This window comes from Candidatus Baltobacteraceae bacterium (genome assembly GCA_035502855.1).
Lineage (GTDB): Bacteria > Vulcanimicrobiota > Vulcanimicrobiia > Vulcanimicrobiales > Vulcanimicrobiaceae > Aquilonibacter.
In genome coordinates this window covers 253,376-278,243 of the sequence record DATJTX010000016.1, presented here as the reverse complement: position 1 = coordinate 278,243, position 24,868 = coordinate 253,376, and the positions used below count along the sequence as shown (strand labels likewise).

The window sequence follows — 24,868 nt, the reverse complement described above, 5'->3', positions numbered from 1 at the left end:
GCCATACTAGGCTTGGTCATCGTGGTTTCCTTTCGTGTCGATTGTTTTCTGCAAAAACAACCTTCGCCGAAAGCCACGGTGGCCGCTCTCATTTATGCGGCCAGGATAGTCCTCTCATACACCACGGCCTGGGACACGATCAGCTTTTGGCTCAAGCTCGAGCGGGATCGACGCGGGGTTGCAATACAACAGCGACTCCAGCATTCAACCGTTCCTCGCCACGAACTACACTTCCAACCCGCAATGGAGTGTCGAGGGTGAACACTACTCATGCGGCAGTATGTTCATGATCGAATACGGAGCCGAACCGACTCCGAGCCAGTTGATGTTCATGGGCGTTGGGATCTCCTCGCTCGATCCAACCGGCTCGACGCCGCCACCTAACGACGTTGCGGAAGATGCCGTTGATCTCTTTTTCGATAGGCCGTCGGACTTCTACGACTCCGGGACGGACTCGAGCGGACTACCGACGGTCTGCGCGCTGTGTGTGACAAAGGGAGTGAGCAGCATCGCTCAAAAGGGAGGGGACGACCCCGTTGACCTTTCGTGCTTTGGTGGATGCCAGGGTTACGGAGACGAGAGCATCCACTGGGGTCCGGTTGCCATGGGAGAATTCACCTCATGCACAGACAATCCGCAAACCTTCGTCGGGTGTCAAATGACAATCGCCACAAACAACTCTTGGTATGGCGGCACACAGGATTATGACGCCGGCAACGGCACCGCGGTCAGCTATTCACCAGGCGCGACCTCCTCATTTGCTGGTTTCTACCTAGTCGATCCGCGGACGCCGCAACCGACGCCAACTCGGACGCCGCCAACCCTACAGTGCACGAAACCACCATGCCCGCAGGTTCTTGGGACTCCTTTGCATTAACGCAGATCCCGAAGCTCCGGAGGTTGAAACGCCCAAGCTCTAGTTTCTCGCTAAATAGCGCTTGCGCAATTCGTCCAGCACCACGGCGAGCAGGATCACGACACCCAACACGACTTTTTGCAGGTACGAGTCGACGTGGGTCAGGTTCATGACGTTGTACAGCAGCCCGATCAAGAGCGCGCCGAAGAACGTGCCCAGGATCGAACCTTGACCGCCCATCAGGCTCGTGCCGCCGACCACCACCGCCGCGATAGCTTCGAGCAATTCGTCGTGCGTGCCGGTGTCGGGCGAACCCGAAGAGAAGCGCGCCATGTACATGAAGCCGACGATCGCCGCGCACATCCCGCTGATCACGTATACCAACGTCTTCACGCGTCCGGTCGCGACCCCGGCCAGGCGCGCGGCCTCTTCGTTGCCGCCGATCGCGAACACGTAACGTCCGAAACGCGTGCCCATCAGCAGCACGGAGGCGATCGCGACGACGACGACCATCCAGATCACCTGAACCGGCAGTCCGAAGACGGCGCCGGTTCCGATGTTCGAGAAGATTGCGTTGTTGACCGCGACCGGCTGTCCGCCCGAGAAGATGTACGAAAGCCCGAGCGTGACTTCGAGCATCGCGAAGGTGGTGATGAACGGCGGCAGATTGAGCTTGACGACGGGAAGCGCGTTTACCCAGCCCGCCAAGGCCCCGACGGCGAGACCGGCGAGCAGCGTGACCACGACCAGGCCCACCCCGGTGAAGCCGACGTGGTTGGCGACCTGCGCCATCACCACGCCGGACACCGCAACCAGCGAACCGATCGAGAGATCGATGCCCGCCGTGATGATGACAAACGTTTGGCCGACGCCGAGGATACAGTTGTACGAGATCTGCTCGAGCACGGTGAAGATATTCTGGCGCGTCAAGAACTCGCCGTGGGCAAGCCCATTGACGATCGCCATCGCGATCGCGACGATCACGACCAGCACCGCGTTGCGCAGCCAGACGTTCTTGAGGACCGCGTTCACGCGGCGGCTCCCGCCGCCGCGGCGATGACCGCGTCAGGCGTAACGGCCTCGCGGGAGAACTCGGCGACGATACGCCCCCCGCGTATGACCAGAATCCGGTGCGACATACCGAGCACTTCGGGTAGTTCGCTCGAGACCATGACGATCGCGGCTCCGCCCTCGAGCAGCGTTTTCATCAAGCCGTAGATCTCGGCTTTGGCGCCGATGTCGATGCCGCGGGTCGGCTCGTCGAAAAGAAAGACGCGCGCTTTGCCGAGCAACCACTTCGCCAGCACGACCTTCTGCTGGGTGCCGCCGGAAAGATTGCGTACGAGCTGCTCGGGACTCGGCGTGCGCACGCGCAACTCGTCGATCATTCGGCGGGCGCTCTCCTCCTCGCGCCGGCGCGAGATCAGATGATCGCGGTTCACGAACTGCGCCAAATGGGCGAGCGTCATGTTTTCGCGCACGGTCATGCCGAGAACGAGCCCCTGTCTTTTGCGATCTTCGGTGATGAACGCGATCCCCGCCGCGATCCCGTCGTGCGGCGCGTGGATGCGGATCTGGGTTCCGTCGATCGCGATGACGCCGCTCTCGGGAACGTCGGCACCGGCGATCGCGCGCACGATCTCGGTGCGGCCCGCGCCGATCAAACCGGCTAGCCCGACGATCTCTCCCGCGCGGACCGCAAAGCTCACGCCATTCACCGCCGGCGCGCGCACCAGATCGCGCACGTCGAGGACGACGCTCGTATCCGCGGCGACGGGATCGAGGGCGGGGAAATGCGCATCGAGCGGCCGCCCCACCATTGCTCGGATCACGTCCCCGGGGGGAAACTGCGCGGCCGGCCGCGTTTCGACCACCGCGCCGTCGCGCAGGACGGTGATCCGGTCCGCGACGCGCGGCAGCTCCTCCATGCGGTGTGAAATGTAGATGATGCCCGCGCCGCCCGCTTTCAGCTGTGCGATCAGCGCAAAGAGCGCATCGATCTCGCGCTCGGTCAGCGCGGCCGTGGGTTCGTCCATGACGATGATGCGCGCATGCTTGGAGAGCGCCTTGACGATCTCGATGAGCTGCTGCTGCGCGACCGACAGGTGCGCTGCGGTGCGGTCGAGCGGGAGTTGGATGCCCAGCTCCTCGAGCACGGCCCGCGCACGCTCGCGCGCGCCGCGCTCGTCGAGAAACGCACCACGAACGGGTTCGTTTCCGAGTACGATGTTTTGCAAGGCCGTGAGCTGGGGAACCAAATTGAATTCCTGGTAGATCATGCCGATACCGCGCGATTCCGCATCACGCGGCGAGGCGATCGAGACGTCGGTTCCGTCGATGCTGATCGTGCCGGAGTCGGCCCGTAGTGCACCGGCGAGAATCTTCATCAGCGTCGACTTCCCGGCGCCGTTTTCACCGACCAGAGCCAGCACCTCGCCCGGATAGAGCGAAAGCGAAACATCCCAGAGCGCGCGAACGCCGGGAAAGGATTTCCCGATGCCGTGCATTTCCAGCAGCGGAGCGGTTGCGTTCAACGCGTGTAGGTACCGACCGCCACGTGTACGACCTTCGGCGGGGTCTTGCCGGCGAAGTAATCGTGAATCGTATCGATCGTGAGTTGGCCGATCTTCTGCGGATACTGCACCGCGTCGCCGTACATCGACCCGGCCTTGATCGCGGCACGCGCTTCCGGCGTTGCGTCGTAGCCGACGACGGCGATCTTTCCGGTCAGGCCGGCGGCCTTGATCGCGCTCACCGCGCCCAGCGCGGAGTCGTCGTTGATGCCGAAGACACCCTTCACGTTCGGATTCGATTGCAGGATGTCGCCCATCGAGCTGTCGGCTTTGGCGCGTTCACCGCCGGCGTCGACGTCGGCGACGATGCTCACGCCCGGGCAATACTGCGCGAGTCCGGCACGGAAGCCTTTTACGCGATCTTGCACGCTGGTGACTTCCGGCTCATCCAAGATCGCGACCGCACCGCTCTTTCCCACCGCTTGACAGATCAACTTCGCGGCCTGCATGCCGCCCTGCACGTTGTCGCTGGCCACGTGCGCCACCACGGTCCCGATCTTACTCGTGCTGGCGATATCGGCGGTAAAGACCGGAATGCCGGCTTTGTTTGCCTCGGCAATCGCGCTGCCGATTGCGGTCGAATCGTAGGGCGTGAGCACGATCGCATCGACCTTGCTCGAGATGAAATCCTCGACCTGACTCTGCTGCGTCGCATTGTCGCGATTGGCATCCACCACGTGCAGGGTGTAGCCGTATTTTTTCGCCTCGCTGCGCATGCCGCTTTCCATCTCTTGATAGAACTGCGCTTCGCGGTTTTGAATCGACACGCCGATCGTTTTGCCCCCGGGGGCACTCGACGCGCTCGATTGCGCTGAATTGTTGCTGCAAGCGGCGAGGGCCGCAACCGAGAGTACGGTCGCAAGCAGACGAATCGATTTCAACATGCTCTCCTTCAGGTCGTGTATTGCGGCTGTTGCGCAGGCGGGCATTTGTTCACCGCGCTGGGCTGGTCCTCGCGCGCGGTATCGACAAACCAGCAATCGCCGAGCACCGAACAGTAACACAACCGGACCGTAACTCGAGCGCGCGCTTTACCGATCAGGGCATACGTGTGTGCATTCACCCAATGCGGCTGGGTTTCAATAAACGGGACGAGCTCGTGTGCCATGATCACGCGCTGTTGCACCGTCGAGGCGAGCACGCCATAGCGGCCTTTGGGCATGCCGCAGCAGGCTGCCATCAGCTCGGAGAGGGTGCCGTAATAGTGTCCGTTGTATGCGAGTGCAAACGAACGCACGATCGCCGGGCCCACGCCCTCGTTACGCAACTCGAATGAAAGGCGTCTGCCGCCATTCTCGGTCGCATCACTCGTATCGTACTGAACGTATGGCCAGACGCTGGCTTGGAGAAGCTGGTGCTGCGTGCTTTCCGAGCGCAAGGCGACCCAGAGCGATGCGAAAGAAATGACGATCGCGCAGGCGGCGATCACAAAATCCAGCGCGAGCAACCCCGTGCGATGCGGGCGATCCGGCGTCTCGGGCATCAAACGCGGGTTTTGCGGAAACGAACGCGGGCCCTCGTTGTCCACAATCGGCGACCTTAGCCTTGTGCAATCTGTGGAGAAGGCTCTCGATTTGCTTAGCTAGACAAGCGTAAACGTGACCGTGCGGTCGGCCTCGCGGTGGTTGGTCCAGAACCGGCTTCCATCCCAGGCCAGGCCGCGGGCGCGGAAGGGAACGCGAGCCAAGTCTTCGGCCGCCGCCGTTCGCAGATCGAGGCGGGTGATGAAGTAGTCCTCGGTTTCCTCGTCGTCGGTCCCCAGAAGGATCGCAACGTCGTCGATCACGGCGACGCCGCAGATCTCGTGCGGCGTCGTCCAGCGCTGCGCGACCGTGCCGTTGTCGTTGAGCAGCAGCAGGCGCTTGTTGTACCACTGGCCGAGGAGCACGCGCCCGCCATAGAGGGCCAGGTGCGATCCGGCATCGTCCGGCGCCTCGATGACGAGTTCGTCAAAACCCTCGCCCAAGATGTAGCGGCGCACGCGGCGGTTATCGTCCTCTTCGCCGCAGGTCATCACCAGCGACCCTCCGCCGTAGTTCATGCCCCACGGCATGCCCGGCGGTTCGATCTCGTCGTACTTCCGCCACACGTACCGGCTCATCACGTCGATTCGCCGCGTCGCGCGCGATGCGACCCACGCGTCCGGACCGTGGACGGCGATCGAATGCGGCTCGGGCGACGGCGAAACGAGACGGTCGGTTTCAACGATCGGCTTGAGCATGGGCGCACGAGTTCGCGCCGAACTGCGGTCTTTCATGCGCGTACGAATTTACGAGCGCCGGACGGGTGCGTTGCTGGCCGATGCGGCCGACGCCCAAGTCGCCAAAGTCGAGGGGAACTGGTACGTCGACGCCGCCGCGGTCAACAAGAATCTGCAGCTCTCCTCGCACGACTACACCTGCCCGTACAAAGGCAAGTGCTATTACGCCGACTACGTCGACGGTGCGACGCGCGTGTTCGACGTCGCGTGGGTCTACGGCGATCCGAAACCGGGTTGGGAACACATCAAAGGCAAGTACGGCTTTTACGCCGGCGAGATGCGCAACACGCGCGACGACGTCACGCCCTGACGGGCGTCAGAGACACGATCCGGCGCGATCGAGGTACGCGTTCAGCGGACCCGAGAGGAGCGCGATCAGCGTTGCCTTGACGTTCGCGGCTTTATCATGCGCGATACCGCCGAGAATGCGCCGCTCGTTCGCGCGCACCACCTCCGCCGCTTCGCTGAGCATGGTTTGACCGTTGGCGGTGATCCCGACGATGCGCGCGCGGCGGTCGTCCGGGTCGGGCGTGCGCCGGACGAAATCCCGGCGTTCGAGGTCGTCGATCGCGGCAACCAGCGTCGTTTTATCGAGCCCAACGCTTTGCGCGATCTCGAGCTGAGATTTCGCTGCCCCGGCTTCGACCATGGCCAGCACCGCGAACGTGCGCAGGCTCAAGCCGAGGGGAGCGAGCGCCTCGTTGTGCGCGTTCGTGAAGGCGTGGGCGAGCCGGGCAACCGGCCAGCCGATCCCTTCGCGCAGGACGGCCGGGACCTTCGAACAAGCGCCGGCTTCGTGAATCGTCTGCATACCGGACAATTCTATCACAGACAAGATGATCTTGTTTAGGACTATCTTGACAAGGACGTTCCGATAGCCTACCATCGTCGTATGACGGCTACTATTAATAAGCAGACCCGCGCCCTGGATGCCCGGGCGCTCGACGTTCTCTTCCATGACGCTCGCTCGGCCAACCGCTTCGGGGCCGAACCCGTCCCCGCCGAACTCCTCGAAGCTATCGTGAACTCGGCCGAATTCGGTCCGACCGCGATGAACGCGCTGCCGCTGCGCATCGTCTTCGTGACCTCGCAGGAGGGGAAGGAGCGGCTGCGACCATTGCTCTCTGCGGGCAACGTCGAGAAGATGCTCTCCGCGCCGGTGACCGCGATTCTCGCGCGCGACTTAGAGTTCCACGAACATCTTCCGCGGCTCTTCCCACATGCGCCGCAAGCGTACTTCGATGCAGCGCGGAACAGCGCCGACGAGATGTCGCTGCAAAACGCGACCCTGCAAGCCGGCTACTTTATTATCGCCGCGCGCGCGTACGGACTGGACGCCGGACCGATGGGCGGGTTCGATCATGACGGCGTCGACCGCGAATTTTTCCCCGACGGCACGCGGAAATCGATGCTGCTCGTGACGCTGGGTTACGGCGACGACAGCAAACTCTTCCCGCGCAATCCGCGCCTCGATTTTACCGAGATCGCCTCGTTCGTCTAACGGATGAGTGCGGTATTACGGCGGACAGCTCACGCTCACGCCGGTGCCGGTGTGACCGCCGTCACTCATCGGCGTCATTCGCGTCTTGATCGTCACGCCGCTGGCGATATTCTTCTCTTTGTCCAGGCAGACCAAGGTCGCCGACAAATTGGAACCGGCTTCGACGCCGTAGATACCGCCGGCGACGCGAAGGTGCGCATCCGCGAAGGCGCCGACGGTCGCTGCGCCGGCCGCAACAACGGCCAAAAGCGCAACGAAAATGAACTTCGTGCGAAAGTACTTCATGTTCGGCCCTTACTCGTGCGGCTCCGCGACTCCTGGGAGCGCCGGCACTAGTCGTTTCGGCGCGGCGACGCAGATGAACGGGCATATGCTCTCGCTCGCGTTCTGCGCCGGCATGCTCGGCATCGAAGGTTATGTCGTCCGGATCGAGGCCGATAGTTCGCCGGGTTCGCCGGCGTTCACGATCATCGGCCTGCCCGATCGTGCGCTGGGCGAAGCGCGCGACCGCGTGCGCGCGGCGATCTTCAATTCGGGTTTTGCCTATCCGGCAGGACGGCTGCTGGTCAATCTCTCGCCCGCCGACGTGCGCAAAGAAGGACCGGCGTTCGATCTGGCAATCGCGCTCGCACTGCTCGCCATCGACGAACAGATCGACCGGCTGGCGCTCCAAAATTTCATCGCGCTCGGCGAACTCGCACTCGACGGTACACTGCGTCCGGTCAGCGGCATTTTACCGATGGTCATCGGCGCGCGCAATGCCGGCTTTCGCCGGTTGATCGTGCCGCAGCGCAACGCCGACGAAGCCGCGCTCGTCGACGGGATCGAGCTGTACGCGGCCGACACGCTCCAAAGTGCGGTCGCAATCATCCTCGGCAACGGCGCGCAGTGGCGACGGCATACGCAAGCACCCACGCTCGAACCCGCCGATGAACTCGTTCACGGTGACCTCACCGACGTCCGCGGTCAACTCGCGGCGAAGAGAGCGCTCGAGATCGCCGCTGCCGGCGGACACAATCTGCTCTTCGTCGGACCGCCGGGATGCGGTAAGACGATGCTCGCGCGCCGGTTGCCGTCGATTCTGCCGCCGATGACGCTCGGTGAAGCACTCGACGTCACAAAAATTTACAGCGTCGCCGGTCTGCTCACCAATCGTGCGGGCGTCGTGAATGCGCGCCCGTTTCGTTTTCCTCACCACACCATCAGCCAGGCTGCGCTGGTCGGCGGCGGTGTAGGAACCAATTAATGTTGAGAAAACGCAGCTTATGTTGAGAAATCCACTTAGCGCCGAGAAACTGCGCGGGCTGCAACCATTCCCCGGTTACAAGGAAGTCGGGTAAGGATTTTGAGCGCCGTCCGTCAGAGATCGCAAGAAACCCGCCTGGAACGGGAAAAGCGCCTAGGGCGCGGGAGTATCCTCAAAGAGCCCTTGCGAGAGCTCGGCCGGCCGAAACGCCTTATTCGACTTAAGCCTTTCACGCAGTGGCGTTTGTGTCTGGGCAGGCGCGTTACGGATGTACTCCGCGGCGCGGCGATAGGCGGCTTCATCGGACCCCCGGAGCTCTTCTAGGTACCGCACCGCGTCGTCGCAAGAGAATGGGGCTCGTCTTATCTCATTCCAGTTCGTCTCGAGCGCTGTCCAAATAACGGCATCAAGCTGGGCGGTCTCCTGCAGCCATTCGCAAATCGCGCTGCCATGCAGAGACGGAACCGCCGACCCATCGCCGAGACTCGCGTGGGCAATGCGATCGAGACGTGTGCCCTCGCGTCGACGAAGGTTCTCTCGCGCCTCTGCCACACTGTCGCAGGCACTCAATACCCAGTAAGTCCTGACCTGAGTAGGGCTCGGATGAAGGACGAGCGTAAGGCGGCCGTCCGAGGATATTCGCGCAAACTCGATTTCAAGCGTCGGCCCGCTAGGACGCCAGCGTTCTTTCATCGCCAAGGCGCCTGGACACCAGATCAATGAACCCCAACCGAGGACGGCAATCTTCATGATAAAATCCTCTCCACAATTTTGAGGCGAGCGTTTCGGCTAAAGATCTATTGGCGGTTGCTAATCCTGAAGACTCCGCAGATACAGCGCAAATATGTGAGCTGAAAACTTCGGGCTCCAGCGCATCGTCAAGCGCTGGCTCTTCATAATCGGCTCAAGCAGAGTTAGAAGGGGAACGAGGTGCAGCGGACACTGCGCTCGAGCTTGGCGCAGGCAGTCCTCGATGTGGCCCGACCGTGTGATTTGGTAGACCTCTCGTGCGCGCAGCAAGGACTCTTCAGAAGCACCTCGCAGCGCAGCAACAAGCGTCGAATTTCCAGATCCGTCATCGAGAGCGCCTGAGAGCGAACGCATGATGCTCTCGCCTTCCGATTGTACGACCGGCATTAGCGCTGCGAACAGCGGTCCAATCTCTGACCTTTCAAGCTCGGCGCTGAATTGTTGAGCAAGGTCGAGATCAACAGCACGCCCCTGTTTCGTTGAGTCGACCAATTCCTCAAGAAACGGTTGGAGCGTTTCGCTGCTTGTTTTTGCGATGGCTGCCAGGGTTTCGGACAAGTTCGGAACGTCGGGCGTAATCTCGGAAAGGGCTTTGGGCCGAATCATCAGTGCCGCAAACACTTCCATTGCGTCGACAGATCCGTCGTCCGCTTCTTCTGTTGATCGAACTCGACGATCGTATTTTTTCCCGAACGGCTCCGTCCAACGTCCAGTCGGCGCAATGTCCCGCTTAGCGGTATCTATGACGGGCTGTAACTCGTTGATCAGTGCTTGTCGAGCATCTTCTATCGGTATGTTTCGTCCGCGAAGCCAGAGATCAAGAATCCAGCCGCTCTTGTGCTTCACTCCCATGAGCTTGAGAGTGATGACGTGCAACAAGTCGCGATAATCAGCGGGACGAAAGCGTCTGGCGACTCCCCGGCCGCATTTCTTTGGTCCTGCCGCTTTGGGACCGCCTATGATCCCTTTCTTGATTAAGTCCCCGACGAAGGCGACGCTTATCGCATTCGGAGGCCAAGGCACAGACGGAATCCACCAGCGTTTGCGAGCGACGCGTAAATGATCCTCGATGGATTCTCGCAGCGGAGGCACATATGACGCCATCTCTGCCTACTCACTAGCCCGGATTTTTCTGTAATGGTGCACTTGCCGCTTCCACCAAATTCTCCTAAGGCCCCTATAGGGGCAGCTCTACAGCAAGAGAGAGAATCATGAATAATCGAAACATCAGGCGCTGGATAAATCTCGTTCTGGCTATCATCGGCGTGGTAATCGCGATCAACGGGTTTAGAGATTAGTCGCCAACGGGTCGAGGGCCAAAACCCTCGACCCGTCTTCCCACCTTCATTCGGCGCGGCGGCAATTAACGTCCGATCGCGATCGCTCAACTATACCGACACTGCTCGGATGCGATTCTCGGGCATCTCGTCCCAGGTCTTGCCGTCAAGAAGCCGGCCGGTCCCGGCCTTGTGCCACTGCTTGAAGAAGAACGCTATTTTCTGCTTCTTACACCGATCCCGAACTTCTCGTACCCAGGTTTCCTCCATTGGTCGGTAGCGCGGGCCGGATTCGCCACCGACTATGACCCATGACATTTCGTCTAAAGCGACGCGATCAATAGGACCGAGCATCGGTTCGACGGAGAGGAAACGTACCTGAGCGTTGACTTCGCGAAGCATATCGGCTCGCCAGGCGTAATCGTTGTTCTCGATGCTGACGCCGAGCCAGATGTGCATGGGAATCGCACGTTTCCCGTATCGCTTTCTCGCATATCGGCGAAGGCGTTCTGGACGTTTTGTGAGCACCTGATAAACGTGGTGATCAACGAGTTCCATCCGGTCGAAGACCTGATCGATGTACTCGTCTGGAACGAACCGATGAAACAAGTCGCTCATCGAGTTAACGAAGATGAACCGTGATTTTTTCCAACTACGCGGCCGATCCAGCATGTTCGGGCGCAGGGTCAGGTCGAAGCCGTTTGCGTAATAATGGCCTGGAACGTCGCGGAACCGCTCGGCGAATTTCAAAGCGTAGCAGTTATCGCACCCGGGAGATACGCGCTCGCAGCCGGACACGGGATTCCAGGTCGCCTGGGTCCATTCGATAGTGCTGGTCGTTGCCATGAGTCCACCCTCTCAGACGTAACCCGAACAGATGTTTGTTGGGGCGGATGGCTTACCTTCTCAGGCGGCAGCCCGTGTGCTAGAGTTCGCGGTACATAGGGCCGATCCGCGTATTCGCAGGTCGGCTTGGAAAGTGGGTTTTTTTCGGGTGGACGAGAGCGAAATCAATGAGTCGCTACTCGATGAAGTTGGCGCATGGACGATTTTGAAACACGATATCGTACAGTACTACGCGACGACCTATTCATCGATTTTGGAGAATCATCGCAAGAAAAAACCTAACTTCAATCTGACCTACTACTACATTGACGGCTTCGCGAACGCCGGCTACGTTAAAGAGAAGGCGACGGGAGAAATTCTCGAAGGCAGCGCCCTTCGCGTGCTAAATCAGGTGCAGCCGCCGTTCGCGAAATACTTCTTCGTGGAGCTGGCTAATAAGCGCTTTGCGGCATTGAAGAAGGCCTGCGGCGCCCGTGCGAACGTAATGCTCTATAACGGCGATGCCAACCAGGTCTTACCCAAGCAAGTCTTCCCGGAGGTACAGTTCAAGCGCTTCGAGCGAGCGTTTTGTCTGCTGGACCCATACAACGAGGCCACGCTCTCGTGGGACACCGTTCGGGCCGCTGCCACAACTGGAACGATAGACGTACTTATTCATTTCCCGATCTACTCCATGAACATCAACGTACTGCGCAAGGCCGGCGACTATAGTGAAGAGCAGCGCGCGAGGTTGAGATTCTACTGGGGTGACGATTCTTGGGAAGATGCCGCTTATCGTAACGATACGACGCTGTTCGGCTGGAAGACGAAGCGTACAAATGAAGAGATCGTCGCTGCGTACTGCAAGCGGCTGGTCGACGTCGGAGGTTTCCTCGGCGCTTCGAAACCGATTCCCATGAAGAATGGCAAAGGAAATGTCGTCTACTATCTTGTCTTCGCTTCAAGCAACGACACCGGGGTTAGGGCGGTAAGGAGCGTGGCAAATCACTTCATCAAGCAACTGAAAGCCGCATAGACATTTGATAGTCACCATTGGGAGCATGCGTCGTTGCGCTAATCGTTGCTCGCTTGCGTCGCACCCGCCGCGGCGTAGTCTTTGCGAAGAACGATCTGGTAGCAGATGAGCTTAATGTCTTTATCCCGAATGTCCGGCGTCTCCTCATACGGCTGCGGCTTTAAGCCACGCGTTCCAATAAAGGCGATAATCTCGTCTACTTTACGTTGATCATCGAAGGTCTCGTCTTTGAGAATTACGCGAAGGGCTCTCTCTACGTCCTTCGGCCAAATACTTGCCAAGATTTCCGCGGCATCGGGAGCAAATTTGTGTGGCGATCGTTGCAGTAGATCGATGGCGTCGCGCTGAGCCTTCGGAAGCGACACCTGGCGTTTTGCCGGGTCTCGCTGATCCTGAAACATTTGATGGACGCTCTCTCGCACTCTATTCCAGGCCTCGTATACCTTCGAACGAATTTCGGCTGGATACGTGCGCTCCGCTTTGAACGAGCAGCGCGCCGTCTTCAACGCCTCGAGTAGGTCAGTGTCGACGATATTCAAGTCGGCCAGAGGAACGGTGCGGAAGAGGTTCTTGCGACCGGCTCTTATCAGGAAGACGATGGAAGGCGTGCACCCTTCGTTGTGACCGGAACCTATGCCCCAAGGGAGATTCTCTAGACTCCCTCCGGCCTCGCTGAGCAATGCAGCACGAAGTTCCTGGCGGAACTGTTCTCCAGAGTACGCATCGTCTCTATCGAGGTCGGCGAGAGCTTCTTCGTCGCCGGCAGCGATATCTCGAAGCTGTTTCGACTTCTCGGCGGCTACCTGATCGGGATCGGTGAATATCTTTTCGCGACCGTACATACCGGGGATAACCGTTCCCTCGACACCGACGCCAGCATTCGCATGGGCGATCTTGCGCGCCAAACGTTCCTCAAGACGCAGGAACGCATCAAGCTGGGCGTCGGGCATGAAGCAGTGCATGTCAACGATGTCATGGGGGGAACCGATGCGGTCGACGCGCCCGTTGCGCTGAGCGACGCGCATGGGGTTCCACGGCAGATCGAAATTGACGACCCGTCCGCACTGCTGAAGGTTTTGGCCCTCGGCGAGGACATCTGTGGTGACGAGGAGATCGTAGAGATCCTCGGCTTCACTGCCGTCGACGCTCATGCTTTTGGGTGCGAAGCCGAGGGCGATAGCACCACGCTCGTCGACGTCCGTCTCCTGGTTCCCAAGGACGTAGGCGGCACGCTCGACAAGCGCCGCAATTTCCGGCTCATCCGGCGCGATCGCCTCCAAGCGATCCTTGATGTAGCGGACGGTATCGACGTATGACGTAAAGACGAGCGTCTTGCGCTTATCGCCATTCGCCTGCTTCGCCGCGCCGCGTAGGATTTCGACGAGGTTCGCGAGCTTCGGGTCGTCACTTGGACTTATTACGGAGACTTTTGCCAACAGATCGCGGAGCGTTTTGACGTCAGATCGGAGATCCTTCGTTAACGTTTCCCCATCGAAATTTCCGATTTCGCCGACTTCACCGTCATCCAGAAGGCTCTCGAGTTCATCTGCATCCTGCATCTCCTCGACGGTCAACGCGCTGAGGGGAACAATGCCAGAGGTCTCGATAAGGCTGAGACACTGTTCGTGCGCAGCAATCATCTTTTCAAGTGTCTTCATGAAAGCGTAGACCGAGGATTCGAAGCGTTTGAGCATCTGCGATCTGAGGAGACCGGAGAGGAACTCCTGACGCGCCACTTCGGAATCCGGCTCCAACGCGTAAGAGCTTGAACGATACCGGGCCATGGTGAGGCGATGCTCGATCGCATCGGTTACTTCTTCGAAGAGTCCCGGCACGACGGCGTCGATATCATATTTCTCAGCATGGGCGACAACACGCGGAAAAACGATAATCTTGTCGCCAATTTTTGCGTTGGGGAAGTGGGTCTTGATGAACTGACGTGTTCGACGCACCGAGATAGCATCGAGGACGGCAAACATATGGCCAGGATCGATATCGTCCGGGTCAGCATTCGTAACCTGTTTTACGTGGTCGCGCAGATTTGGGATGCCGACGCCCGAAAAGGCGTTGTCCGTCTTAGCGAAAAGCATGACCTCGTGATAGAGATCCCACAAGCTATTATTCACTGGTGTAGCGGTGAGCATCAGAAGCTTTGCTTCGGGAGACTTCGCAAGGAAGGATAGCATCGCCGCATATGCGCCGGTATCCGGGTTTCGCAGAGCGTGGGCTTCGTCTGCGATGATGAGCCGATATTGTTGAGGCGGGAGAGCGAATTTGGACGTTGGGCCGCCGGTAAGGTGCGCGTCTAGCGCGAGTTCGGCATAACTAATGACCTCGCCCGGAAGGTTCTGCTTGACGAGAAAGCCATTCCACATTTTGCGCAATGCCGCTGGGCACACCACGAGGATGCGCAGGCCACGCTCGATAGCGAAGGTTCTGATGACATCGCCGGCAATCAGCGTCTTGCCGAGACCAACGCCGTCCGCGAGTATTACGCCGCCCCATTCGTCGAGGATGCGGACTGCGCGCTGACTGCCGATCTGCTGGAATTCCGCTAGCTCTAGAGAGCCAAACCTTAGGCGAACCTCGTCTTCTTCGAGTTCTGGACTGTACTGCGCGTAGAGCATTCGCAGGTAAATTGTGTGCGGATCGTATTCCTCCAGTCGCTTGTTGAAGACGTACGCCAGATCGTACCGCTCGGAATCATTCCAAAGAGCTTCAAACCAATCAGAGACCTTCTTGACTCTATCGGGGTCGTATTGCCCAAGGTCGAGTTCAAGATTGTAGTTGAGGCCAGCGCGCGTGAAGTTTGCACTGCCAGCGATGACGCCTTCTTCCGTTCCGAAGATGTATGCCTTGCCGTGGAGGAAGCGCTTGCGGAAAATACGTACTTCCGTCGTCGTTTTCTGGAGAAACGCCTTGAGTCGCTCAATTTCGCTGGTGGTTGCCTCTCCGAAAGGCTCCTCGTCACGAGCAGCCTCAATGGCTTCTTCTACGCGCGCAACCGCGCGCTTCGGGTTGTCCCGATCGACTTCGAGTTTGTCTGGGACGGTTTCGGCCTCCGGTTCCGCTCCAATCAGGATTCGCACGGCGGGGACCCGTTCAAGCACATCGGCGATACTAAGGAATCCGCCGAGATTAAAATACCCCGTGGCGATGTCCAAGCGTTGCTCGTACCGTTGATGCGCGGCCGCGCCTTCAATCGCCTGAGCGACGCTAATAGCCTGATTGTCCGCAAATGTCTCGCGTGATCCGCCCACGTACTATTTATACTCCTTGGAAATCTCTACGAAGTTACGGCGGATGGCCTCGCGTCTTTCATTGGAAACCGCTTCGACCGAAAAATCCGCGAAGATCGTGTTAAGATCGTCGCCCGTCAAGTCGTAGAGAGATGCGACGAGTGCGTCCATCTCCGAGAGCAACGCGTCTCTCGTAGACGCACCTGGGTCGGTCACTTTAATTCCGCACGCCCTTGCGAAGTCGGCGAAACGATCATCACACGCAGAGAGTGTCGCGGCAATGGTCATCACCCGTTTCGCTCTTGCGTCTGAAAGGCCGAGCCGCGGCACGGGAAGCGCGTTGAGGATGAAAAAGTTGAGGCTTCGCTCCACTCGGCGGCGCGCCGTCCAATCGAATGCCAGAGAACACATGATACCTAGACGCAGCGCGATTTCGGGATAGCCTCCGCCGTGGCAAAGCAGCACGGGCGCCTTGTTCGTGGCGAAACGTTTCGGTGGAACCAAGCACGCAATAATTGTACGGTTGTTGAGACGATTGGTGATGTCCCTGAAAAGAATGTGGCAGTTGTTCGGCGGAAGTGTGCTTGGATCGTCTAGTACCGCCTGTGGGAAGCTTTTCCATACATCGGAGTTCAGACGCTTCTCTTGAAGGTTAGCAAGTCCGATCTTGGAGTCGATCGTGAACGGAGGCGAGCCTTGCTCAGGAGTCCACAAGTCGAAGTTGTCGCCCTTGTACACCGGCCAACCTCGCCCATCTTCCTTCAGTAGACCGCTTTTTCGGTCGTTGGTGGCATGGAATTCTGTCCAGGGCCTAAACGTGGCTCCGTCGATCGGTGCGCGAAACGACTGGCCGTTCGAAATCATCTTCTTAAAGAGCGCGGCAAATGCCGCGTTCGGGAGAAGCGGCAGTTCTAGCCCTTTCGAAATGGATCGCAGCTCATCTATTGTCCAGGTGACGCGGTTGCGGTCCATCTTGTCCCACTCGGTCAGGTTGGCCACGGGTCCACTAGTACTGACGAGCTCGTCCCCTTTCCGTCTTGCAAGGGCGATCACGTTGTACTGCGGATGCACGTCGGCAAAGAGCCATCTGCCAGCGTTGACCGCAAAATCGACGATGACCTCATGCGCTGCAAACGCGGCGACTCGGTAAGGCGCAGTACCGTCCGTGGTGACCAAAGAGTGGGGGTAGACCATGCCTATCGCGCCATCATTCCGAACAACCTTGAGCGCGCGTTCTGCGAAAGACCTGTAGACATCCGTGTCTCCGCTTTGGGTTAGCTGGTAGTTCGATGCGAGCACTTTGCGAAGATCTTCGTTACGTTGAACCTCAAGGTCGTACGCTTCAGCGACGTCAGGCCGACGCTTTGTGAAAGCCTTGATTAGCTTCGCGCGCTCGGATTGCGAATTAATGTCCTTTATTCCCGGCAGATACGGAGCGAAGAACCCGAGCTGTTCCGTAGTAACTTCCTCCCACGGTGGGTTACCAAGAATGACATCAAATCCAGGATTCTTGCGGAGAAATACTTCTGGAAACGCAAGTTGCCAATGAAATGCACCGAGTCCCCTCGCAACCTTCTGAGCGGCAATGATCTGTTTCTTCGCGGGCCCTTTCAGCGCCCCAGTTAGGACTTGCTCTAGGCCATACGCCTCTTCGAGCATAGCTTTACCCTGCTCACGAATTGCCTTCGTCTCTGCGTCTGGATCAACGGCGAAAACACGGCAGGAATACGCGTCGAAGGTCGCCTCTAGCCCAGCCGTCGCATCTTCCATTTTTTCCTGAGCCGCTTCTGATTTCTTAACCTCTTCGATAGAAAGATCGCTGATCGTTGCTAAGCGTTTCGAATGTTCAAGGGCATCGTCTAACGCTGTCTTGACAGCGCTGTCAAAAAGTTTTCCCTGAAGTTTCCCCTCAATTTCCTGACCGACGATGCCAACGAGAGCGTTGCCGTGCCGAAGGTTATGTCCAAGATACGAAAGCGGAAGACCGGGGACGAAGGCGTGAAGCCAGAGGCCAAGTTGCGCCAGTTCCACGGCCATTGGGTTGAGGTCGACGCCGTAGATACACGAGCGCATGACGTTTCTCCGCAAAAGGACAAAATCGCCGATGCCCTCGCCGAGGCCATCGATGCCATATTGCTTGCCGATAGCTGTCACTTGTGCCCGTGCCTTTTCAATCGGCTTCGCGGAGATTCGCGGGTTGTCTTTGAGGAAGCGAGTGAGTCGGTCCGCGATGGTGTCAAGCGCATCGACAAGGAAGTGGCCGGAACCCATGGCCGGATCTACAGCACGGAAATCCAGCATCGCATCCCACTGTTGTTCCACAGGCAGTTTCGCGACTTGAATCAGGTGTTCTTCGAGCGTCGGGACGAGCGAGTTGTTGATAAGACGGCGCACGACAAACGAGGGGGTGTAATACGACCCAGATGTCTTACGTCCGCCCTTTGGCGACGTGAGGTATGGCTCGCCTTCGAGGACATCGGGCTCGTCCTTTTTCTTAGCCGGCACGTACATATCGTCGCTATCGAGGACGAGGTCTTGTTCGGCGATGTGAACGCTGAACGAGAGCAGACCTTCGTAAAGTGTTCCGAGATGCCGGATACCAAGATCACCGAAATCAATTTTCCCGCTGCTACCGTCTTCTGAATCGAAGGCAAGCTTCACGAGTAGCGGCGCGAGCGCCGCGTTTGGGATTTTTACCGAATGGAGAAACGCAGCATCTTTATGGTTGGGAAGATCTGGTTCGAAGAGTCCGCCATTGTATGCCGGCACGTTCCATTCGATGTTGCCTTGGCGTATCGCATCAAAGACGCGGAAGAGGTCGTCCCAAATCGTCGTTGCCTTCGGATCGAACGGTTTGCCTTCGCCCTGCATCGCTTCCATGCGAAGTAGCGTTTCCGTCAGCGATACGCGCCGATACTCAGGGTTACCCAACGGAAGTAAATTTCGGTCTTCGGCATAGAGCACAAAGAGTAGGCGATACAAAAGACGCAGCGTCGCGTTGAAGAGAATCTCCGCATCCGCTGGCTTGCGGCCACGCGCTTCGAACAGCGCGAGAACGAGGTCACCGACGACCTCTTCGTAGATACGCTCTTGAAAGCGATCGCGCAAGCCGACGGCGTAGCGTTCTGAAGCCTCAGCAATCTGATCGATGAGCCCGTCGATCCTATTTGAGTCCGCCGAGAACAAAAGGGGCAGCAATGCACTCCACTCGCTGCCGAGGATGTCGAGGTCTAACTCTATGTAGGTGCCGGCCGTCGCAAGGTCGGTGAGGCCCTGCCTTGTTTTAGTGAAGTAAAGGCGGAGCAGCCCGCCGGAAACGACGACGGCGCGATCCGCGCCTCTGTTCCGAGCATCGATAAGCGCGTGCGTCGACGGAGCATCACCGGGCCCGGCAGCAGAACGGTCGAGCGGCGTATTCTCGGGTAGTACGAGCGCATGAACGCGAGTCTTGCCGTCCTGAAGTACCTCGAATGCTGATGGCTGGTCTGTCGGGAGATAGCCTAACGCGCGTAGTAGTTTCCCGCCGCGTTCGCCCCGGATCTTGGCGCTGGCATTGTCGAGTTCAATCCATTGCTGCTGGTGGTCGCGACGAAAGCCGTCGAGGACGTAGTGCGTTGAGAGAAGGTTCCGATTGCGAAAGCCGGCAACACCGCCGCTACCTTGAGCCCGCTCGAGCAATGCAACGACGGAGAGCACTGCATCGCGGCTTGGTGAGGTGAGGGCTCGGCTGATGACTGCGCGAGCGGCGGCCGGGTCCATCTGAACGATTGCTACGGTCGCAGGTTCGCCCGTGGGCTCGGTCATCAGGACGTAATTCGGACCCTGCCAAAAGACGATGAGCGGAACGCTGCGCCGACCGCGGCGTTTGCTCCATGCTGCGCGAACGGCCTGTACGGTCGGTTCTGCTTCGCTGACGAGTTCGCAAACCTCGAAGCGTAGGTTACCAGGCTGGCCTTGCCAGAGTCCCCGAAGGATCTCTTTGGGCCCGACCTTTTCTTCGATTCTCGGATCGGGAGGGCCGAGAGCATCGGAGATGGGGACAACGACGATTTTGGGCGGGGCTACCGGTCCTCGTCCGTTCACGGCCTTGGGTATCTCCAAAAAGATAAGCTATCTGGCCGCCTCGTCAAAAGTGGCCGTTCCTGAATCGGTTTTTCGCGGATCAGTCCAGGTGTCATTCGAGCCAAAAGACCCATCGTCAGACGGAACGATAGAGCGCGGAGTTGAGGTGCACTAGTCCTCCTCGTCGTCTTCGGCTGGAGTCGGCAGATCGAGTTCAGAAAGAAGTTTCTCTTCCGAAAGCTTCTTGCGCTCGGCAACAGGGATGAGAGACTTAGCGGTAACGGAGGCGGCACCGTCGAGAGCCGCAGCCCACATTGCTCCGAACCCGCCGCGATTCAGTTCGACCAGAATGACGCCGACGTCCATGGCAGCAAGTTGCACTTCGAAGACGAAGGCGCTACGGAGCTTCTTTCGCTCGGCGAGCTTGCGCATCGTGGACTCGCCGAACCGAATCCGCGTTTTTTGGCTGCGCTTCAGCAGCAAAGCGATGAAAAGCGCCGTGTGGCGGGCAGAGCGATACAGGCGAACCCTCCAATTTAATCCCAAAACAGGATTTCTTATCAACCAAATATAATCCCGAATCGGGATTTCGTCAAGGCTGCCGTTCACCACTAAAAACTGCACCTGGCCGCCCTTCACCATCCAGGTTCGTTACCCCAGCGCGTATGATTTCGTCACCGAAGGCACTCCGTGAGTCAACGACAGGTTCAACAAGAAGAGTGGATCGTTCAAGAGAAAAACCTGACGGCTGAACCGAGGAGGTCGCATGTCTGTTTGGCTCGTCCGCGCCGGCCGCTATGGCGAACGCGAGGATTTCGCTCTAGAGAAAAATGTCTCGACTATCGGTTGGTCGGCGATGCCAGATCTGGCCCCGATGAGCAGCCGCGGTGAGGTCCGGACGGAGTTGGAACTGCGCTATTCTGCAGAATCCGCTGGCACGATCTCCAATTGGACCGGTCAACTGTGGCGTTTCGCCAAGGAGATTGCAGAAGGCGACGTCATCGCTATGCCGCTCAAGAACCGCCCATTCGTGCAGTTCGGAACAGTCACCGGACCATACAAGTACGAGCCGAAATTTCCGGAAGATGCGCACCATTCGCACACCGTGAAATGGGTTCGCGAAGTGGCGCGCGCATCGATTGATCAAGATTTGCTCTTTTCACTCGGTTCGACGATGACCGTTGCTAAGATCGAGCGCAACGACGCCGAGCGCCGATTCCGCCAAATGATGGAGGGCTCGCCCGCGCCTTCCCCTTCGCCGCGATCAGCCGACGAAGCGCCGCAGTCGTTCGAGCGCACGGACGTCGAGGAAATCGGCTTGGATGCGATTCGCACCCACATCAAAACGAAATTCGCGGGCCACCGTCTTGCTCGCCTCGTCGAAGGTGTGCTCATCGCTCAAGGCTACGCGACGAAGCTGTCTCCGCCGGGAAGCGACGGCGGCGTCGACGTGCTCGCCGGTCGCGGACCGTTAGGAACCGACTCTCCGCGCTTGTGTGTTCAGGTGAAGTCGGGCGACACGCCGGTAGACGTGAAGATACTGCGCGAACTCAAAGGCACGGTGGATAACTTCAAGGCGGACATCGGTCTGTTGGTGTCATTCGCTGGCTTCCGGTCGTCCATTCCGCTCGAAGCGAATCACGACCATTTCAAGATTCGGCTTTGGAATGACGTGGACTTGATGAAGGCAATTACGGAGAACTATGATCGTCTTCCGGAAGATCTGAAAGCGGATTTGCCGCTGAGACGCGTTTGGACGCTGGCGGTGGAAGAATAAGGCGGAGGGCAATCACTATTCGCTAACGCGACGGCGCGATAACCCTCATGCCCGCGATTGTCTCACTTGTTCCTTGTGGCAGGATAGGGGCAAATCTATGCGGCGCGCGACGCCTCAAGCGCCGCCCAACGGTGAGCGAGGACTTGCGTAAGGCGCACTAGAGAACTCTTCTCCATAACGAGGTTGCGCAGATCCCTGTACTTTGCAGTAGCTCTCTTGCGCAATAGGAACCTTCGCACGATTTGCACCGCGCTAGAATCTTTACCACTTTGGACGTAGCGCATCATTGCCTTGATCTCTTCCACTGATGGATCGTACCGTGGCCTTGCAGAGTAAATGCCAAACTCCCGGGCGCACCAGTATGGAACGTCCTGCAGTGTAAGATATCGGTGTAGTAGCCCCTCTGCAGGCATGCGCGCCGCGCGACAGTATCGCACAAACTCGCGCGGCCAATCCCTAAGCAGTGGGACAAGAAGGCGCAGTAATCCCGCCCTATGGGTGTTCTTTAAGAATTCAAAGCGCTCGCCCACACGCCAGCCCATCTCGTCGTTCGGCAAGCCATTCGCGTTGCGAATAACTTCTCGTAAACTTGCGCCGTGATTTCCCGAAGCAAGAACCCGAAGCAAGTGTCGGACACCCATAAAAAACAGTAGCGAGTGAACCTGACAACGGCCGAGATCGGCGTAGCCACGCGCCAGCGCTCTCTCCACCATCATCTGTGCCTCAGCTAGGGGCGCATCAACGCTTGAATGGTCGCTGCCCGCAGCATAGGCGCACCCGCACGACGCGCACCATAAAGGGAGGGTCGACCCTACGCGAACTTCGCTCGTCCCTGCTCGAAGGTACGTTATCGGGGCGCCACATCCCGTGCACTCATCCACGAGATAGCGCTTGTGCTTCGTGCATAGCACGTTCAGCGCAAGACGCCAACTTCTTCGGTAGAACGGTTCGGGCACGATGCATTCCGGGCAGTATTGTAGGCGACATCCGTCGGCCTTTCTAAACAGCCGGAGAGGCAAGATATAGGACGGCAAGGTTCCTAGAAATGCTCTAGATTCGAATAACACTCCCTCGTAAGATGCCAACGTCAAGCTTTCGATTTCTTCCCGATGAACGCCGGTTCGAGCAGATAGAGCAGCATTGAGCTGCTGGGACGGACTGCAATCGTAATCCGTCATCCACCCCGACGCTTCCGAAATGGACGCAATGAACAGCGTGGGTGTCATTCCATTTGCATATGAGACTCGCGCGATCCAGGACGTCAGAAGTTCGTCAGGTTTGGGACCCGGGTGGCAAGGGAGCAACCGATGCACGCTTCCTCCTTATACTTCGCGCGAGTGGGATATACGCCGTGCTGTCAGCAACGCAGCACACACGATCGTTTACGTTGCATCGTCCTCTAAAAGCGAAGGATTGAGATCCAACATGTGGTGCAATCTGCGCTTGCGAAATACGTCGGTCTTCCCGAGAATTTTAGACACGCTAGTCTTCGTCACGACGAGCTCACGTTTACGCATGTATTGAATAGCTGCGCCGATTTCCGCAATCGTCGGGCTGTAGGCACCTGAACCAAAGCATTCATCAACGACGCTAGCAAGCCAATAAGGAACGTAGTCGAGGCCCTTGAGGATGTCGCTGGCTGCGAGGCCGGCCGTCTGGCAGCATCTGACGAAGGCACGCGGCCAGTCGGCTAGCAATTCACCAACTGATGCCATCAAGACCACCCTGTTCTCAACAGGGAGTCTTTCGATGGCATTAATTCTCCCACTGAACACTGGCGTGAAGGCATCGATGCTGCGCCACGTGGAAACCGTGTTTCGGAGGAGAGTGCAGAGTCGCCCGGTCGCTAGAATTTGTAGCAGCTGTCTAAGCCCGGCGAAAAATAGAGTCGACCGGATCGAGGTGGTTCCAACCGTAACGCACCCGAGATCCACTGCAGTTAGGCAACGCTGCTGTGTTTCCAGCGCGGCGCTCGTTAACGCCAAATCAAATGACGCCCCAACACAGGTCCTTAAATCCGTGTGACAACGATAACACTTCGTCAGACTCGCGTCAGCGATGCTCGCCTCGCGGTCACCAAGATCGCCTCGGTGGAAATTCACTGGAGCACCGCAGGGGCATCTATCCAGAAGTGGCCTCATATGGACGGGGCATACGATCGCCCAAGCGAGGCGCCAGGGCTTTTTGTAGTATGGCACTTTTTCCACGAGACAATCCGGGCAGAATTGAATCCCGCAACGGACACGGGTCCTGTGGTATATCCCGAGGGGAAGAATCCAAGGCGTGATTCCAGTCGGGTTATGACGCTCAAACACTATTCCTTCGTACGACTTTAGCGTCGTCTCCCACACACGATCGGCGGCGACTCCGGTGCGCGCGGCGACAGCTTCCTGAAGTTCGCTCGAGGCGGAGTTATCAATGTCACGATTCCACACTGCCGCCCCGGGCCATAGCATGTTCGAAAAGACGTGCAACTTAAGGTGATTCTGAGCGGCCAGACGGACAATCCAGGAAGAGAAAAGCTCTTGCTCCCGAGGGGCGGTGTGCCCCGGCAACAAAGCTCGGAAGCCTACGCCTAACGAAGGGTGTTTCACTCGGCATCCTCACCGCTCGTCGTGACTCTGTCCAAAATCTCGGGAGTGATGCGCTCGGTGCCATCCTCAATTGCCATTACTGCGGCTTCGCTAAGCGTCCGGGCCAAGCGACCAATTGTGCCGCTCGATCGACGATGCAATGTCCGGGCGACGTCTTGATCGCTTAATCGGGACGCCTTTCGGAGCGGTAACCGACGTTCAAAGGTGACAAGCAGTCGTCGCCACTCTTGATTCAACGTCCAAAGTGCTATTTCGTCACGCTCAAATCGACGATCAATCTGTGGATCCAAGCGCAGTAGCGTTAGCGCTTCTCTTGTTCCGACAAGAACGATCGAGATCTTAACCTGATTGCTGAGGCTCTTGATAGAGCTAGCCAGAATCCGTCGAAGATGAGGCCCGGCATTCAAGACGTGCTGAGACTCGTCGAATATTAGTAGCTTCGCTTCAACGAGCCCCAACGTATCCTCCACTCGCCTTCGACGCGCATCGACTCGTTCGCGCGACGGCTCAGCGCCCATCGAAACCAGGATCTGATTATAGAACCCGCCTAGATCCGGATCCGCAGGCACCTCGCAGTACACGACTGGAATCCTGGAACGTTCTTGCTCGGCGTTTTCGGACGCGGGATGCAATGAAAGGAATTCTTCAATGAGTCTGGTCTTGCCACTGCCTGAGTGACCAACAACTATAAGGTTGGGCATATAGCTCTTTTGCGGGTGGGACACCAAATACTCAAGTTTCCCGTGTATGCGTTGCGTGTGGGCGGTCGAAATCCAGAATCCCATACGCACGAGATCAATGCGAAGATCGTTTGACCACATCGCTTGTTCTGCGGTCGACGTGGCAAGGTGACTGAGATCTTCGCTCAACGG

The 24,868-nt window shown here is 58.4% G+C and carries 21 protein-coding genes; 6 read left to right on the top strand and 15 right to left on the bottom strand.

The genetic code is table 11. From position 1 onward, the window contains the following. The first annotated feature begins 178 nt into the window (after positions 1 to 178). Positions 179 to 877 (top strand): hypothetical protein, encoded by a 699-nt coding sequence (locus tag VMF11_04560; protein HTU69574.1) that lies wholly within the window; start codon positions 179 to 181, stop codon positions 875 to 877. A gap of 39 nt (positions 878 to 916) precedes the next feature. On the opposite strand, the gene VMF11_04555 is transcribed toward VMF11_04560, so the two are convergent. Genes VMF11_04555 through VMF11_04535 form a run of 5 tightly spaced genes read right to left on the bottom strand, consistent with a single transcriptional unit; the run spans position 917 to position 5,650 of the window. Beyond that, complete coding sequence (locus VMF11_04555) at positions 917 to 1,888, bottom strand: ABC transporter permease (GenBank protein HTU69573.1); 972 nt, start codon at positions 1,886 to 1,888, stop codon at positions 917 to 919. Then, positions 1,885 to 3,390: a sugar ABC transporter ATP-binding protein gene (locus VMF11_04550; GenBank protein ID HTU69572.1), complete on the bottom strand. Its 1,506-nt coding sequence runs from the start codon at positions 3,388 to 3,390 to the stop codon at positions 1,885 to 1,887. Before VMF11_04550 ends, VMF11_04555 begins: the two co-directional genes overlap by 4 nt. Next, entirely contained in the window at positions 3,387 to 4,313 is a 927-nt protein-coding gene (locus VMF11_04545; GenBank protein HTU69571.1) for a substrate-binding domain-containing protein, read from the bottom strand. Before VMF11_04545 ends, VMF11_04550 begins: the two co-directional genes overlap by 4 nt. A gap of 8 nt (positions 4,314 to 4,321) precedes the next feature. Continuing rightward, positions 4,322 to 4,957, bottom strand: coding sequence for a hypothetical protein (locus VMF11_04540; protein ID HTU69570.1), 636 nt, complete (start codon positions 4,955 to 4,957; stop codon positions 4,322 to 4,324). A 54-nt stretch (positions 4,958 to 5,011) separates the two neighbouring features. Then, positions 5,012 to 5,650, bottom strand: a complete 639-nt coding sequence (locus VMF11_04535) for a hypothetical protein (GenBank protein ID HTU69569.1) — start codon at positions 5,648 to 5,650, stop codon at positions 5,012 to 5,014. A gap of 34 nt (positions 5,651 to 5,684) precedes the next feature. Here VMF11_04535 and VMF11_04530 point away from each other — a divergent pair, with 34 nt between their 5' ends. Beyond that, on the top strand, positions 5,685 to 5,999 hold the full coding sequence (locus VMF11_04530) for a DUF427 domain-containing protein (protein ID HTU69568.1): 315 nt from the start codon (positions 5,685 to 5,687) through the stop codon (positions 5,997 to 5,999). A 6-nt stretch (positions 6,000 to 6,005) separates the two neighbouring features. Here VMF11_04530 and VMF11_04525 read toward each other — a convergent pair whose 3' ends face one another. Beyond that, positions 6,006 to 6,500, bottom strand: a complete 495-nt coding sequence (locus VMF11_04525) for a MarR family winged helix-turn-helix transcriptional regulator (protein ID HTU69567.1) — start codon at positions 6,498 to 6,500, stop codon at positions 6,006 to 6,008. 81 nt (positions 6,501 to 6,581) lie between these two features. Between VMF11_04525 and VMF11_04520 the strand changes: the two genes are divergently transcribed. Further along, entirely contained in the window at positions 6,582 to 7,190 is a 609-nt protein-coding gene (locus VMF11_04520) for a malonic semialdehyde reductase (protein HTU69566.1), read from the top strand. Positions 7,191 to 7,205: 15 nt separating this feature from the next. Here the strand turns inward: VMF11_04520 and VMF11_04515 are convergent, their stop codons facing one another. Further along, positions 7,206 to 7,475: a hypothetical protein gene (locus VMF11_04515; protein ID HTU69565.1), complete on the bottom strand. Its 270-nt coding sequence runs from the start codon at positions 7,473 to 7,475 to the stop codon at positions 7,206 to 7,208. Between the two features lie 73 nt (positions 7,476 to 7,548). On the opposite strand from VMF11_04515, the gene VMF11_04510 reads away from it, so the two are divergent. Beyond that, positions 7,549 to 8,436, top strand: a complete 888-nt coding sequence (locus VMF11_04510) for a magnesium chelatase domain-containing protein (GenBank protein HTU69564.1) — start codon at positions 7,549 to 7,551, stop codon at positions 8,434 to 8,436. A gap of 153 nt (positions 8,437 to 8,589) precedes the next feature. Here VMF11_04510 and VMF11_04505 read toward each other — a convergent pair whose 3' ends face one another. From VMF11_04505 to VMF11_04495, 3 genes are all read right to left on the bottom strand, one after another. Next, entirely contained in the window at positions 8,590 to 9,186 is a 597-nt protein-coding gene (locus VMF11_04505; GenBank protein ID HTU69563.1) for a hypothetical protein, read from the bottom strand. A 60-nt stretch (positions 9,187 to 9,246) separates the two neighbouring features. Beyond that, entirely contained in the window at positions 9,247 to 10,065 is an 819-nt protein-coding gene (locus VMF11_04500) for a hypothetical protein (GenBank protein ID HTU69562.1), read from the bottom strand. Between the two features lie 509 nt (positions 10,066 to 10,574). Then, the gene (locus tag VMF11_04495; GenBank protein ID HTU69561.1) at positions 10,575 to 11,309 is read right to left on the bottom strand and encodes a phage Gp37/Gp68 family protein; all 735 of its coding nucleotides are present in this window, start codon (positions 11,307 to 11,309) and stop codon (positions 10,575 to 10,577) included. A 148-nt stretch (positions 11,310 to 11,457) separates the two neighbouring features. On the opposite strand from VMF11_04495, the gene tcmP reads away from it, so the two are divergent. Next, on the top strand, positions 11,458 to 12,324 hold the full coding sequence (gene tcmP, locus VMF11_04490; GenBank protein HTU69560.1) for a three-Cys-motif partner protein TcmP: 867 nt from the start codon (positions 11,458 to 11,460) through the stop codon (positions 12,322 to 12,324). 38 nt (positions 12,325 to 12,362) lie between these two features. Here the strand turns inward: tcmP and VMF11_04485 are convergent, their stop codons facing one another. The 3 genes from VMF11_04485 to VMF11_04475 form a co-directional block, all read right to left on the bottom strand. Continuing rightward, positions 12,363 to 15,584 (bottom strand): helicase-related protein, encoded by a 3,222-nt coding sequence (locus tag VMF11_04485; protein ID HTU69559.1) that lies wholly within the window; start codon positions 15,582 to 15,584, stop codon positions 12,363 to 12,365. Positions 15,585 to 15,587: 3 nt separating this feature from the next. Then, positions 15,588 to 19,646, bottom strand: a complete 4,059-nt coding sequence (locus VMF11_04480) for a hypothetical protein (GenBank protein ID HTU69558.1) — start codon at positions 19,644 to 19,646, stop codon at positions 15,588 to 15,590. Between the two features lie 150 nt (positions 19,647 to 19,796). Continuing rightward, on the bottom strand, positions 19,797 to 20,267 hold the full coding sequence (locus VMF11_04475; GenBank protein ID HTU69557.1) for a hypothetical protein: 471 nt from the start codon (positions 20,265 to 20,267) through the stop codon (positions 19,797 to 19,799). A gap of 124 nt (positions 20,268 to 20,391) precedes the next feature. On the opposite strand from VMF11_04475, the gene VMF11_04470 reads away from it, so the two are divergent. Continuing rightward, positions 20,392 to 21,402 (top strand): restriction endonuclease, encoded by a 1,011-nt coding sequence (locus VMF11_04470; protein HTU69556.1) that lies wholly within the window; start codon positions 20,392 to 20,394, stop codon positions 21,400 to 21,402. 1,382 nt (positions 21,403 to 22,784) lie between these two features. On the opposite strand, the gene VMF11_04465 is transcribed toward VMF11_04470, so the two are convergent. Next, positions 22,785 to 23,120: a hypothetical protein gene (locus VMF11_04465; GenBank protein ID HTU69555.1), complete on the bottom strand. Its 336-nt coding sequence runs from the start codon at positions 23,118 to 23,120 to the stop codon at positions 22,785 to 22,787. A gap of 872 nt (positions 23,121 to 23,992) precedes the next feature. Then, complete coding sequence (locus tag VMF11_04460; GenBank protein ID HTU69554.1) at positions 23,993 to 24,865, bottom strand: TniB family NTP-binding protein; 873 nt, start codon at positions 24,863 to 24,865, stop codon at positions 23,993 to 23,995. Positions 24,866 to 24,868: the final 3 nt, after the last annotated feature.